14 protein-coding genes and 1 pseudogene are annotated in these 12,036 nt (G+C 68.0%); 6 read left to right on the top strand and 9 right to left on the bottom strand.

What is annotated here, in order from left to right; translation table 11 throughout:
• Both G3O06_RS42980 and G3O06_RS42975 read right to left on the bottom strand, forming a co-directional pair.
• Positions 1 to 834, bottom strand: an 834-nt coding sequence (locus G3O06_RS42980) for an NAD-dependent epimerase/dehydratase family protein (RefSeq protein ID WP_241020533.1), incomplete at its 3' end; no start/stop codon positions are given.
• Between the two features lie 88 nt (positions 835 to 922).
• The gene (locus tag G3O06_RS42975; protein WP_006480371.1) at positions 923 to 1,456 is read right to left on the bottom strand and encodes a MarR family transcriptional regulator; all 534 of its coding nucleotides are present in this window, start codon (positions 1,454 to 1,456) and stop codon (positions 923 to 925) included.
• Between the two features lie 161 nt (positions 1,457 to 1,617).
• On the opposite strand from G3O06_RS42975, the gene fabV reads away from it, so the two are divergent.
• Positions 1,618 to 2,820: an enoyl-ACP reductase FabV gene (gene fabV / locus G3O06_RS42970; RefSeq protein ID WP_174918006.1), complete on the top strand. Its 1,203-nt coding sequence runs from the start codon at positions 1,618 to 1,620 to the stop codon at positions 2,818 to 2,820.
• Between the two features lie 64 nt (positions 2,821 to 2,884).
• Here the strand turns inward: fabV and G3O06_RS42965 are convergent, their stop codons facing one another.
• Positions 2,885 to 3,589 (bottom strand): SDR family oxidoreductase, encoded by a 705-nt coding sequence (locus tag G3O06_RS42965; RefSeq protein ID WP_174984504.1) that lies wholly within the window; start codon positions 3,587 to 3,589, stop codon positions 2,885 to 2,887.
• Positions 3,590 to 3,932: 343 nt separating this feature from the next.
• Here G3O06_RS42965 and G3O06_RS42960 point away from each other — a divergent pair, with 343 nt between their 5' ends.
• Positions 3,933 to 4,517, top strand: coding sequence for a TetR/AcrR family transcriptional regulator (locus tag G3O06_RS42960; protein WP_174984501.1), 585 nt, complete (start codon positions 3,933 to 3,935; stop codon positions 4,515 to 4,517).
• A gap of 93 nt (positions 4,518 to 4,610) precedes the next feature.
• Here the strand turns inward: G3O06_RS42960 and G3O06_RS42955 are convergent, their stop codons facing one another.
• Positions 4,611 to 5,189, bottom strand: a complete 579-nt coding sequence (locus tag G3O06_RS42955; protein WP_205819710.1) for a hypothetical protein — start codon at positions 5,187 to 5,189, stop codon at positions 4,611 to 4,613.
• Between the two features lie 283 nt (positions 5,190 to 5,472).
• On the opposite strand from G3O06_RS42955, the gene G3O06_RS42950 reads away from it, so the two are divergent.
• Positions 5,473 to 6,390, top strand: coding sequence for a DMT family transporter (locus G3O06_RS42950; RefSeq protein WP_205819709.1), 918 nt, complete (start codon positions 5,473 to 5,475; stop codon positions 6,388 to 6,390).
• Positions 6,391 to 6,405: 15 nt separating this feature from the next.
• On the opposite strand, the gene G3O06_RS42945 is transcribed toward G3O06_RS42950, so the two are convergent.
• Both G3O06_RS42945 and G3O06_RS42940 read right to left on the bottom strand, forming a co-directional pair.
• The gene (locus G3O06_RS42945; RefSeq protein ID WP_205819708.1) at positions 6,406 to 7,191 is read right to left on the bottom strand and encodes a YhfC family glutamic-type intramembrane protease; all 786 of its coding nucleotides are present in this window, start codon (positions 7,189 to 7,191) and stop codon (positions 6,406 to 6,408) included.
• 11 nt (positions 7,192 to 7,202) lie between these two features.
• Positions 7,203 to 7,733, bottom strand: coding sequence for a GNAT family N-acetyltransferase (locus G3O06_RS42940; protein WP_205819707.1), 531 nt, complete (start codon positions 7,731 to 7,733; stop codon positions 7,203 to 7,205).
• A 204-nt stretch (positions 7,734 to 7,937) separates the two neighbouring features.
• On the opposite strand from G3O06_RS42940, the gene G3O06_RS42935 reads away from it, so the two are divergent.
• The 3 genes from G3O06_RS42935 (at position 7,938) to G3O06_RS42925 (ending at position 9,352) form a co-directional block, all read left to right on the top strand.
• Positions 7,938 to 8,294 carry a metalloregulator ArsR/SmtB family transcription factor gene (locus tag G3O06_RS42935; RefSeq protein WP_205819706.1) on the top strand — a complete coding sequence of 119 codons (357 nt, stop codon included), beginning with the start codon at positions 7,938 to 7,940 and terminating at the stop codon, positions 8,292 to 8,294.
• Entirely contained in the window at positions 8,275 to 8,751 is a 477-nt protein-coding gene (locus tag G3O06_RS42930; RefSeq protein WP_205819705.1) for an SRPBCC family protein, read from the top strand. The genes G3O06_RS42935 and G3O06_RS42930 overlap by 20 nt, the downstream gene beginning before the upstream one ends.
• Before the next feature lie 124 nt (positions 8,752 to 8,875).
• Positions 8,876 to 9,352: an SRPBCC family protein gene (locus tag G3O06_RS42925; protein WP_069252656.1), complete on the top strand. Its 477-nt coding sequence runs from the start codon at positions 8,876 to 8,878 to the stop codon at positions 9,350 to 9,352.
• Between the two features lie 28 nt (positions 9,353 to 9,380).
• On the opposite strand, the gene G3O06_RS42920 is transcribed toward G3O06_RS42925, so the two are convergent.
• From G3O06_RS42920 to G3O06_RS50110, 3 genes and pseudogenes are all read right to left on the bottom strand, one after another.
• Positions 9,381 to 10,511 (bottom strand): amidohydrolase family protein, encoded by a 1,131-nt coding sequence (locus G3O06_RS42920; protein WP_174984486.1) that lies wholly within the window; start codon positions 10,509 to 10,511, stop codon positions 9,381 to 9,383.
• A gap of 1 nt (position 10,512) precedes the next feature.
• Positions 10,513 to 11,820, bottom strand: a complete 1,308-nt coding sequence (locus tag G3O06_RS42915) for an MFS transporter (RefSeq protein ID WP_174971332.1) — start codon at positions 11,818 to 11,820, stop codon at positions 10,513 to 10,515.
• A gap of 83 nt (positions 11,821 to 11,903) precedes the next feature.
• A pseudogene (locus G3O06_RS50110) lies at positions 11,904 to 12,036 on the bottom strand (CoA transferase); the annotation flags it as partial.

The raw sequence follows: 12,036 nt of genomic DNA, 5'->3' as shown, positions 1-12,036 counted from the left end.
CCCGCCGCGCAGCATCGTCCACGTGTCGCGCGTGAAGATCGCGCCCGGCAGCGTGCCGAGCAGCACGGCCGCCGCGCCGGCCAGCGGGCCCGGCAATGCAATGCGGGCGGCCGGCGGAAACCCCAGCGCGGCGCGGTAGCGGGCCAGCATCTCGCGGTATTCGACTTCGTCGTGGCCGACCACGTCGATCACCACGCGGCCGGCCGCCGGCGCATCGACGCACCGCGCGACGACTTCGGCGAGATCGTCGACGTGCACGGGGCGCAGCCGTTGATGGCCGCCCGCCGGCAGCACCTGCACGGGCAGGCTCGCGAGCATCCGGAAAAACCGCGCCGACGCGCCGGCCGTGCCATAGACGAGCGCGGGACGCACGATCCGGCAGTCGATCGGCAGCGTCTGCAGGAAGCGGTCGGCCGCGACCTTGCTGGCGAAGTAGCGCGTATCGCCACGCTCGACGCCAAGCGCCGAGATCTGGATCACGCGCCGTACGCCTGCGCGGCAGCACGCGGTGAAGAGCGCGCACGGCGCGGCGCGATGTACGGCGTCGAGCGTCGCGCCGCGCTGATCGGCGAGGATACCGACCGCATTGATCACCACGTCGACGCCGTCCAGCCGCGCAAGCCACGCGTCGGGATCGACGTCCTTCGCGAAGTCGATCGCGACATCGCACGGGCCGGCCGCATGGCGCACGCCGCGCAGCACACGATGGCCGCCGGCTTCGAGTTGCGCGCACAGTGCCCGCCCGATGAAGCCGTTCGCGCCGCACACGAGGACGGTCATGCTGCGCGCCCCGGTGCGGCCATGCGGGTGGGTCGACGGCAAGACGGTGTTCATTTTCATCCTTTATTTACAGTTATTTCTGTACAAACAGAAATAACAACCCCGAAAAAAGCGGGCTGGCTGCCCGCACTGCGCATACTGCTTACTTCGACGGCTTGCGCCTGACCGTCTGGCTGATCTTCGCGCCGATGCCGAGCGCCTTCATCAGCGTATCGGGCTTGAGCCGCAGCATCTCGTCCGACCAGGTCGTGAGCGTCTCGACGAACTGCAGCGTGTCGCGGATGCGCTGCTCGGTCTCGCGGCTCTCGTTCGCGATCTCCGGATTCGTCAGGCAATCGCGCAGCACCGTGAGCGTCGGCTCGATCTCGCGCTGGCGCCGCCCTTCGACGATCAGCTTGAACAGCTCCCAGATGTCAGTCGACGTCTCGAAGTGGTCGCGGCGGTCGCCCAGCACGTGCACGACCTTCGCCAGCCGCCACGCCTGCAGCTCCTTCAGGCTCGTGCTGACGTTGGAGCGCGCCACGTTGAGCGTCTCGGCGATCTCGTCTGCCGCGACCGGCCGGCCGGCCAGATAGAGCAGCGCGTGGATCTGCGAGACGGTGCGGTTGACGCCCCACCGCGAGCCCATTTCGCCCCAGTGGAGAATGAATCGTTCGGCAATCGGTGTGAGTTCCATGACGTGAAATTTAGGCATTTCAGTTATTTCTGTCAAGAGAGAAATAACCGGACGATCCGCCCCGGTTCCGGCCGCGCCCGCCCGCGATCGGCCGCTTCCTTTACAATGCGCGGGATTTTCCCGAATTCAGGCCGTTTCCGCCTTTCAGACAAGAGGTTCCCATGATCATCAAACCGCGCGTGCGTGGCTTCATCTGCGTGACGACTCATCCGGTCGGCTGCGAAGCCAACGTCAAGGAACAGATCGACTACGTGACTTCGCACGGCCCGATCGCCAACGGCCCGAAAAAGGTGCTCGTGATCGGCGCGTCGACCGGCTACGGCCTCGCCGCCCGGATCTCGGCCGCGTTCGGCGCGGACGCGGACACGCTCGGCGTGTTCTTCGAGCGTGCCGGCAGCGAAACGAAGCCGGGCACGGCCGGCTGGTACAACAGCGCCGCGTTCGAGAAATTCGCCGCCGAAAAGGGCCGCTATGCGCGCAGCATCAACGGCGACGCATTCTCCGACAAGGTCAAGCAGGTCACGATCGACACCATCAAGCAGGATCTCGGCAAGGTCGATCTCGTCGTCTACAGCCTCGCGGCACCGCGCCGCACGCACCCGAAGACGGGCGAAACCATCAGCTCGACGCTCAAGCCGATCGGCAAGACGGTCACGTTCCGCGGCCTCGACACCGACAAGGAAGTGATCCGCGACGTCACGCTGGAACCGGCAACGCAGGAAGAGATCGACGGCACCGTCGCCGTGATGGGCGGCGAGGACTGGCAGATGTGGATCGACGCGCTCGATGAAGCCGGCGTGCTGGCCGACGGCGCGAAGACCACTGCGTTCACGTATCTCGGCGAGCAGATCACGCACGACATCTACTGGAACGGCTCGATCGGCGAAGCGAAGAAGGATCTCGACAAGAAAGTGCTGTCGATCCGCGACAAGCTGGCCGCGCACGGCGGAGACGCGCGCGTGTCGGTGCTGAAGGCCGTGGTCACGCAGGCCAGCTCGGCGATCCCGATGATGCCGCTGTACCTGTCGCTGCTGTTCAAGACGATGAAGGAAACCGGCACGCACGAAGGCTGCATCGAGCAGGTGTACGGCCTGTTCAAGGACAGCCTGTACGGCGCGACGCCGCACGTCGACGAAGAAGGCCGCCTGCGCGCGGACTACAAGGAGCTCGATCCGCAGGTGCAGGCGAAGGTCGTCGCGCAGTGGAACCACGTGACGAACGACAACCTGTACGAGCTGACCGACTTCACCGGCTACAAGACCGAGTTCCTGCGTTTGTTCGGCTTCGAGATCGCCGGCGTCGACTACGACGCAGACGTGAACCCGGACGTGAAGATCCCGGGCATCATCGACACCACCGTCTGACGGTGCGGCCCGCCGCCCGTGCCGTGTGTGCGGCGCGGGCGGCAGGGTCGAGATTCCGGCGACGTCAACGCTGCGCCGGTTCTTCCAGATAAACGCCCGACGACAGCGTGGCCTTCACGTGCCGCGTGAGTTCGTCGGTCGACACCTCTTCCGCCCCCGCTTCGATCGCTTCGTACGCCTGGCGCACGACGTCGGCGGGCGTCGCCTTCGGCACGTCGAGGCCGGCCGTCAGGTCGGTATCGATGAAGCCGGCATGCAACCCGACGACCTGCGTGCGCTGCTCGCGCAACGAATGGCGCAGCCCGTTGGTCAGCGCCCATGCGGCCGATTTCGACACGCCGTAGCTCGACAGGATCGGCCGGTTCACCCAGCTCGCGACGGACAGGATGTTCAGGATCGCGCCGCCGCCATGGCCGGCGAGAATGCCTGCAAACGCGCGCGCCGTCGCCAGCATCCCGAACACGTTGGTTTCGAAGTGAGCGCGCAACGCGTCGGCCGCGCCTTCGTCCGTCAGGCTGCCGAGCCGCGCGATGCCCGCGTTGTTGATCAGCAGCGTGACGTCGCGCGCCGCATCGGCCGCCGCGGCGACGGCCGCCGGATCGGTCACGTCGAGCTTCACCGGCACCACGCCCGGCAGCGTCACGGTGGCCGGATCGCGCGCCGCCGCATAGACCTTGCGCGCCCCTCTCGCCAGCGCCTGCTTCGCAAACTCGAGCCCGAGCCCGCGATTCGCGCCCGTGATGAACACCACTGCACCTTCGATCTTCATGATTGTTCCTTTCGCATGATGAATCGCATGCGCGCCGGCTCGCCGCGCGCATGAGATCCGGTGGAAAACCAGACTGCCATTGCATATCGAACCGTTGCGCCGCAGGCGGCAGACGGTGAGCTGTCCGCTGCCCGTCCGCCCGGGCGGCGCCAAAGACGCCGATCGATTGCCATCCGATGTTCCGGCCGTGGCTTTGCACCCTCCGCCAAGTCGGCTACACTCGATGTCAATGTCGATCACCATTGTCTTTGCGATGCATTGTGTTCGCGCAATTCGAGCATGTCAATGGTGATCGCCATTGTGTTTTCCAATCGACGCGATCGGCAAAATCAGGGAGGGATCTATGGGTGTGTCAAGACAGCAGGCTGCCGAGAACCGGAGCGCGATCGTCGCGGCCGCCGAGCGGCTGTTCCGCGTGCGCGGCGTCGACGCAGTGGGGCTTACGGAGCTGATGAAGGAAGCCGGCTTCACACAGGGCGGCTTCTACAACCACTTCAAGTCGAAAGACGCGCTGGTCGCCGAGGTGATGGACAAGGCGATGCAGGACCGCGCGGATTCGCCGAACGCCGGCAGTCTCGACGCGCAGGTGGCGCTGTATCTGTCGGCCGCGCATCGCGACAACGTCGAGGCCGGATGCCCGCTGTCGGGTTTCGCGGGCGATGCGCCGCGACTGACCGATGCGGCGCGTGCGTGCTACGCGCACGGCCTCGCCACGTATCTCGATCGGCTGGAACGGATGGTGGCCACGGAGGGTGCGACGCCGGCGCAGACGCGTCGCGACGCGATGGCCGTCTTCAGCCAGATGGTCGGCGCGCTCGTGCTGTCCCGTGCGATCGCCGGCACCGATCCGGCGCTGGCCGACGAGATCCTCGCCGCAGGGCGGGACACGCTCACCGCCGGGCGGGACGATCCTGGCGCGCCGGTGTAGTCGCGGCATGACGTCATGGCGTCATGGCGTGTCGGCCTGCGCGGCGTATCGCAGTATCGACGTGCGCGGCCGCGCTTTCAGCGTCTTGCCGCGCTAGTCGACCGCCCGTGAAGCGTCCCACAGCGGCTGTGCACCGCGCGCCGCATTCCAGGCGGCAAAACGCGTGCGCCACGATTCGAACGGCTCCGCCAGCGGGTGGCGGGGATCGTCGCTGAGCGAATACGCCATTCCTTCGATCAGCCAGCGCGGCTTGGTCGCGACGGCCAGGTTGCCGAGCACTTCCGCCTGCCGGTGATGGATGAGCTCGTGCGCGAGAAAGTAGGTCTGCCAGCCGCGCGGTGCGACGACCACACCGAAATTCCCGAGCGTCAGGGCCGCGCGTTGACCAAGGCCGAATGCATCGGCGCACGCCCGCGTCGAACAGAACACGACGCGCGGCGCCTCCTGGAATGCGCCGACAGCCGCCGCCGCGCGCCCGTAGCCTTCGCGATAGAGCTGCCGCGCGTCGCCGAGCTTCGCGGCATCGTCGATGCAGATGTCTGCGCTCGGGCACGACACGCCGGGGACCAGCGCGGGCGCGACGACGCGCAGCGGCTTGACGAGCGCATACGCGGCAATCGGCAGCGCGACGAGCAGGCCCGTGAGGGCAAAAGCGACATGGGAGCGTTTCATCGAGGCGGTGGTTCCGGGTGTTCTGCTGAAGTGTTCCTGCGTGAATATATCGGATAGGCGATGTCTCCGGCCCTGCTTGATTCCCTGACGGCACCCGGCCGCCTGCCTGCGCGCACCGCGACCGGGGAGACGCTCCGATGCTTGCCTTTGCGATCGGCCATTTCGTCAAAACAAAGACTTTTTACGACCTAAAAGCGCCTGAATAATATATTGGACGCATTACCGCGTGCACCGCATCCTTGCCCTCGACCGGCCCGCAACGGCCGCACGACGAGGACAGCACATGAACGGAAACGAACGGCTCGCCGGCATCGGCTACGGATTGCTCGCGGCGCTCATCTGGGGCGGCTTTCCGGTCGTCACGCGCCTCGGCGTCACGCACTCGGCCCTCGATGCATACGACATCGCGTTCATCCGTTTCGCCGTATCGGGCACGCTGCTGCTGCCCGTCCTGCTGCGCCGCGGCCTCGGCACGCTGCGCCCCGCGTCGGTCGTGCTGATGGTGACCGGTGCCGGCGCACCCTACATCCTGACCGTCGCCGCGGCGTTGAGCCGCGCGCCGGTCGGCTACTTCGCCCTGACGCCCGGCAGCATGATCGCGTTCACGGCGATCCTCGGCCGGCAGGTCGCGCACGAGCGGCTGACCGCCGCGCAGGCTGCCGGCATCGTCACGATCCTGGCCGGCATCGCGCTGGCCGCATCCGATGCGTTGCGCGGCGCGATCGGGCTGCCGCCCCTCTTGCTGTTCGTCCTCGGCGGCCTGCTGTGGGCCGTCTATAACGTCACGACGAAACGCGCCGGCGCCGGTGCGCTGCACGCGACGGCCGTCGTGTCGGTCGGCTCCGCGGTGCTCTACTGCCCGCTCTATCTGGCCGTGCGCGGCGGCGCCGTGCTGCATGCGCCGGCCGCCGCCATCGCCACGCAGGCGATCTACCAGGGCGTGCTGATGTCGGTGCTGGCGCTCTACTGTTTCAGCCGGGCCGTCGTCGCGCTCGGCCCGGCGATCGGCGCGACCTTCGCCGCGCTGATGCCGCTGCTTGCCACGCTCGAGGCGATGCTGCTGCTCGGCGAACGGCCGCATGCGCCGACGCTGGCCGGCATCGCGATCGTCACGGCCGGGATGGGCTTGAGCCTCGTCAGCCGGTGGCGTCCGGGAGAACGGCCGGACATCCGCCCGCCGAACCCCGCCGCGCAACGCTGACACCGGCCATCCCGTTCACGCGGCGCGCTCCGTGCGCGTATCGCCCGCCCCCGCTTCCCGGCGGCTCCAGCGCATCCCCAGCCACAGGAGCGCGACACTGCACACGAACAGGAGCACCTCGACCAGCACGGTATCGACATGCCAGTACCGCGTCAGCAGTACGGCAACGAGGTCGAACATGAAATGGAACGCGATCGCATACGCGAGCCAGCGCTTCGTGCCGCGTACGAACGCCTGCAGCACGATCAGCGACAGCCCCACATGCGCGGCCATCGCGCTCGCGCGTTCGAACAGCGCGAGAAACGGTGACACGAGCGTCATGCCCGCGAACTGCGCGCCGATCAGCGATTGATTGCCGGCCGACACGACGAAACCCGCGTGCGCGAGCAGGTAGCCGGTGCCGAGCACGACGAACCCGACGCCGACCAGCAGCATCGCCTCCAGCCCGCCATGCCCGAGCCCGAGCATCACGGCCGTTTGCGTGTCGTGCCGCTTCGGCAGCAGATACCGGAATGCGACCCAGCGCCCGCATTCCTCGAAGAGCCCGGCCGTCAGCGCCGCGAACACGAGCATCGGCACATGCCAGCGCGGCCCCGTCCCGAGCCAGTGGAACAGCGGGATCTGCCACGACAGGCGCAGCACCGGCTGGAACACGAAAAAGGTCAGCATGCCGTAGAAAAACACACGCCACGGAACCTGCGTGCGGCGCCACCACGCGGCCGCGAGCAACGCCGGCGCAATCAGCGCCACGACACCCGCCGCGAGCGTGAGGAACACGAGCACCGGGGCGACGGGATGCATGACGGATGCCGTTACGCCAGCTGCTTGTGGAAATACGTCGTCGCGCAGAGCGCGCCGTCAGGCATCAGCGCAAAGTTCGGCACGACGCCGACACGCTGCCAGCCGGCCCGCTCGTACAGCCGCTCGGCGTCGCCGCCCGTCACGGTGTCGAGCACCAGCACGGTCTTGCCGGCGTCGCGCGCGGCCGCGTCGGCCGCCGCCATCAGCCGCGCGGCGATGCCCTGCCGGCGCGCGTGTCGCGACACGAGCATCTTCGCGATATCCGCGCGATGCGGCTGGTTCTCGGGCTGCGCGGTCACGACCTGCACGGTGCCAAGGATGCGGCCGGCCGCGTCCTCGGCAACGAGCAGGATGCGCTCGCCGTTCGCGACGCCGTCGGCGACGTTCGTCCAGAACTTGACAGCGGTCGGCCGCTCGATCGGCAACATGAAGCTGACGGACGCGCCGCCCTCGACGCAATCGATCAGCACGTCGGCCAGTTCATCGACGCAGGTCATCGCTTCGCCCGCGTCGACGCGGCGGACGGTAACGGATTCGGTCATGCCAACTCCGGTAGTCAGTTGGGTCGCACACGCGGGTTCGGCGTGCGTCCGGATGGGAAGGAACCCCGGCCGGTCGTCGCGGCTCGCGCAACGGCGGCAGGCGCTCGGCAACGCCGCACCCGGTCGGCGCGTGTTACCGCCCCATCATCCTACGCGACGAAAATTTCCGTTGCATCGCCGTTCACCTCCCTTATACTTAGCCACATGGCTAACCTTCAATCCGGCATCAGCGACGTCTTCCACGCCCTCGCCGATCCGACGCGCTGCGCGATCGTCAGCGCGCTCGGCCGCGGCGAGCAGACCGTCTCCACGCTGGCCGCGCCGTTCGACATGGCGCTGCCGTCATTCATGAAGCACGTCGCGGTGCTCGAGCGCAGCGGTCTCGTGCAGACCCGCAAAGCCGGCCGCTCGCGCACCTGCACGCTGGTCGGCAGCCGGCTGACCGAGGCCGAGGCATGGCTCGCCGAGCAGCGCGCGCTGTGGGAAGCACGATCCGATCGTCTCGTCGAATTCGTCGAACGCCGTCATCAGGAGGAGCACGATGTCAGCAAACCCAGTTGAAGCCCATGATCTCGTCATCACGCGCACGCTGCGTGCGCCGCGCCACGCGCTGTGGCGTGCGTGGACCGACCCCGAACTGCTGAAGGAATGGTGGTGCCCGAAACCGTGGACCACCGAAGTGCGCGCGTTCGACCTGCGGCCGGGCGGCGCCTTCCACACGTTCATGCGCGGCCCCGACGGCGGCACGAGCGACAATCCCGGCTGCTTCCTGGAAATCGTGCCGGAATCGCGCATCGCGTTCACGTCGATGCTCACGGGCGGCTGGCGGCCGCAGGCGCCGTGGATGGGCTTCACGGCGATCATCACGATGGCCGACGACGATGCGGGCAGCCGCTACGAAGCGCGCGTGATGCATCCGGACGCCGCAACGCGCGAGCGCCATGAAGCGCTCGGCTTCTTCGAGGGCTGGAACACCTGCATCACGCAGCTCGACGCCTTCGCCGCCGCGCTGCGCTGAGCCGAGCGCGACAGCGTTTGCGGTGATTGCATGCCGCATCGCACGCGCCTAGGATTCCTGAAGGAAGCATGACGACACGCCGGCCGCCGGCGTGCACCGTCGCGCGCGTTCCGCGGGAGGCGACATGTTGCACACGCACACGCATTCGACCCGGGTCAGCCGGCACCTGAACGCCCCGCGCGGCCGCGTCTACCGCGCGCTGCTCGATCCGCACGCGGTCGAGCAATGGAAGGTGCCCGACGGCATGACGTGCCGCGTGCATGCGTACGACACGCGCGAAGGCGGCGCGCTGCGCGTGTCGCTGAGCTACGACGCGCCGTCGGCCGGTACCGGCAAGACCACCGCGCGCACCGATACCTATCACGGCCGCTTCGTCACGCTCGTGCCGGACGAGCAGATCGTCGAGATCGACGTGTTCGAGACCGACGATCCGATGCTGCGCGGCGCGATGACGATCACGATCACGTTGTCCGACGAAGCGGGCGGCACGCGCGTGGACGCCGTGCACGACGGGGTGCCGCCCGGCGTGCCGGCCGCCGACAACGAGACCGGCTGGCAAATGGCGCTGGCGCGACTCGCGGCACTGGTGGAAGCCGGGTGAGCAAGCGCCGCGCCGGTCGCGGCGCGCGTCAGCCGAGCCGGTAAGCGCGCGTGACCGTGCCGCGGAACAGCGCGTCTCGCTCGTCCGGGCTGGCCTGCGCGGTCAGCCGCTTGAACGCATTCCAGCCGTTCACGAACGAATACGAGCCCTTGTCGACCGGGAAATTGCTCTCGAACATGCAGCGTTCGGGGCCGAATGCGTCGATGCAGGTCATCATCCACGGCTTCCACGCATCGGCGAGTTGCACGGAAGACGGCGGCCGCTCGCCCTTCTCGAAATCGAAGCCGTTGATGCGCATCCCGAGCCCGCCGACCTTCACGTACACGTTCGGCAGTTGCGCGAGCGTGCGCATCGACGCCGACCAGCGTTCGAACACCTCCGGCCGCTTGTCGGCATAACTCGCGATCCGCACGACGCCGCCGCAGTGATTGACGATCACGCGCGTATCGGGGTTCGCCTTCGCAAGCTCGAACAATTCGGGCAGTTGCGGAAAGAACAGCCACGCGTCATACGAAAGCCCGAGCGGCGCGAGCTGCGCGACGCCCGCCCGGTACGCGGGATCGAGCAGCAGCCCGCGCGGCACCGCCGACAGCGGATTGGCGAGCGTCGGATCGGCATCCCATGTCGTCAGGTGACGAACCCCGCGGAAGCGCCCGTGCCCGGCTTCGAGATGCGCTTCGAGCACCTCGCGCACGCGTTCGCCGAGACGCAGGTCCGCGTGGCCGACGATGCCCTTCGCGACCGCCACCGGGCCGTGCTGCAGCGGCTCGGTCACACCCGCGACGTAGGCCGTCTCGCCCACCGGTTTCAGTTCGGCCGGGCCCGAATCGCGATAGCGCGTCTGCGCCTGCATGTAGACGGACGCCTGGATGTTGTGGCCCGAGCGCGCATCCTGCAAATAGTCGTCGAGCATGTAGATCCAGCCCGGCCGCTCATAGAAATGATGATGCGCGTCGACGATCGGCAGGTCGGGCTCGAGCGCGGGTTCGAGCGCCGACGCGAGCCAGTCGGGCCGGACCGCAAGATAGTTGCTTTGCGTTGTCATGCGGGAAACGCCCTCCTGGGTCGCCGCGCGCGTCTCGATGAACGCGGGCAGCGTGAGCGATGCGGCGGCCGCGCCGAGCAGCCGGCGTCGCTTGATCGAAATTGTCGTGTCCATCTCATTCGCTCCGGTCGAACGCATACAGCGACAGCGTGAGCAGCGTCGTGATCGCGAGCACGATCGCGAGGCCGAGCATGCCGGCGGTAAAGGTGCCGAAGCTGTCCTTCAGATAGCCGACGAGATAGGGGCCCGCGAAGCCGCCGAGCGCGCCGATCGAGTTGATCAGCGCGAGCCCGCCGGCCGCGGCCTGGCCGGACAGGAAGCGTGAGGGCAGCGTGTAGAAGATCGTGCGGCCGGCGATCGTGCCGATCAGCGCGAGCGTGATGCCGACGAGTGCAGGCCCGAGCGTCAGGAAATGCGTCGACACGCCGAGCGCCACCGCGCCGATGAACAGCCCGATCGCCAGGTTCACGACCGGGCCGCCGCGCCGGTCGACGCGCTTCGCCCACCACAGCAGCGCGACGGTCGCGAAGAAGTACGGCACCGCGGACAGCCAGCCCGTCTGCATTGTCGACATGCCGTGCGCCTTCAGCATCTGCGGCAGCCAGATGCCGATCCCGTAGGAACCCATCGTGAAGCCGAACGAGATCAGCGCGAGCACGTACACGCGCACGTCGCGCAGCGCGACGCCGAAGCGCTTCTTGCGGCCGGCGGCCGCGCCGTCGCGCTCGAACGCGCGCTGCAGCGCCGCACGCTCGTCGTCCGACAACCACGCGGCATGCGTCGGCGAATCGGACAACAGCTTCAGCACGAGAAAGCCGAGTGCGCACGCCGGCAGCCCTTCGACGATGAACATCCACTTCCACCCCGCGAGCCCGAGCACGCCGTCGAGCTGCAGCAGCCACGTCGACAACGGGCCGCCGATCAGCGACGACAGCGGCGTCGACACGGTGAACCACGCCAGCACGCGCGTGCGGTAGCTCGCCGGAAACCACACGGCGAGGAAGAAGATCACGCCCGGAAAGAAACCGGCTTCGCCGATGCCGAGCAGCAGCCGGATCGCATAGAAGCTCGTCGGCCCGGTCGCGAGCGCGGTCGCGGCCGCCATCAGCCCCCACGTGATCATGATCCGGGCGAGCCAGCGGCGCGCGCCGAAACGGTACAGCGCGAGATTGCTCGGTACTTCGAACACGCAGTAGCCGGCGAACATGATCCCCGCGCCCCAGCCGAACTGCGTCGCGGTCAGCCCGAGATCGCGGTTCATCGTGAGCGCCGCGAAGCCGACGCTCGTGCGGTCCAGGTAGTTGAAGAAGTACGCGAGCGCGAGCAGCGGGATGAAGCGCCACGCGGCCTTGCGCACGGCCCGTTGCTCGATCGACGCGTCGGTCTCGCGATCGGCGGCCAGTGCCGGGGAAGCGGATGTCATGGTTGTCTCCGTGGATGGGGCGATCCGCGCCCGTGCGTGGCACGGCCGGGACGCCTTTGTTCGTTCGATGAATCGCGGCCGCGCTACGCGCTCGCCAGTTCGTTCGGCGACGGCGCGCCGCCCGGTGCCGCGTCGTCCGCGCCATGCTGCCCCGCGACGACACCGGCTTCGATCAGCGCACGCGCGTCGTCCGGCGTGTAGCCGAGCTCGCCGAGG

It is taken from the genome of Burkholderia sp. Ac-20345 (genome assembly GCF_017104825.1).
In the GTDB taxonomy this organism is placed as follows: Bacteria; Pseudomonadota; Gammaproteobacteria; order Burkholderiales; family Burkholderiaceae; genus Burkholderia; species Burkholderia lata_B.
This window is presented reverse-complemented; position numbering and strand designations above follow the sequence as displayed.

Bases quoted from the DNA above. Each gene is read 5' to 3' on its own strand.
- G3O06_RS42930 (WP_205819705.1), top strand. From the start codon at position 8,275: ATGTCAGCAAACCCAGTTGAAGCCCATGATCTCGTCATCACGCGCACG.
- G3O06_RS42960 (WP_174984501.1), top strand. From the start codon at position 3,933: ATGGGTGTGTCAAGACAGCAGGCTGCCGAGAACCGGAGCGCGATCGTC.
- G3O06_RS42975 (WP_006480371.1), bottom strand. From the start codon at position 1,456: ATGGAACTCACACCGATTGCCGAACGATTCATTCTCCACTGGGGCGAA.
- G3O06_RS42935 (WP_205819706.1), top strand. From the start codon at position 7,938: ATGGCTAACCTTCAATCCGGCATCAGCGACGTCTTCCACGCCCTCGCC.
- G3O06_RS42945 (WP_205819708.1), bottom strand. From the start codon at position 7,191: ATGCATCCCGTCGCCCCGGTGCTCGTGTTCCTCACGCTCGCGGCGGGT.
- G3O06_RS42955 (WP_205819710.1), bottom strand. From the start codon at position 5,189: ATGAAACGCTCCCATGTCGCTTTTGCCCTCACGGGCCTGCTCGTCGCG.
- G3O06_RS42940 (WP_205819707.1), bottom strand. From the start codon at position 7,733: ATGACCGAATCCGTTACCGTCCGCCGCGTCGACGCGGGCGAAGCGATG.
- G3O06_RS42965 (WP_174984504.1), bottom strand. From the start codon at position 3,589: ATGAAGATCGAAGGTGCAGTGGTGTTCATCACGGGCGCGAATCGCGGG.
- G3O06_RS42925 (WP_069252656.1), top strand. From the start codon at position 8,876: ATGTTGCACACGCACACGCATTCGACCCGGGTCAGCCGGCACCTGAAC.
- G3O06_RS42915 (WP_174971332.1), bottom strand. From the start codon at position 11,820: ATGACATCCGCTTCCCCGGCACTGGCCGCCGATCGCGAGACCGACGCG.
- G3O06_RS42950 (WP_205819709.1), top strand. From the start codon at position 5,473: ATGAACGGAAACGAACGGCTCGCCGGCATCGGCTACGGATTGCTCGCG.
- fabV (WP_174918006.1), top strand. From the start codon at position 1,618: ATGATCATCAAACCGCGCGTGCGTGGCTTCATCTGCGTGACGACTCAT.
- G3O06_RS42920 (WP_174984486.1), bottom strand. From the start codon at position 10,511: ATGGACACGACAATTTCGATCAAGCGACGCCGGCTGCTCGGCGCGGCC.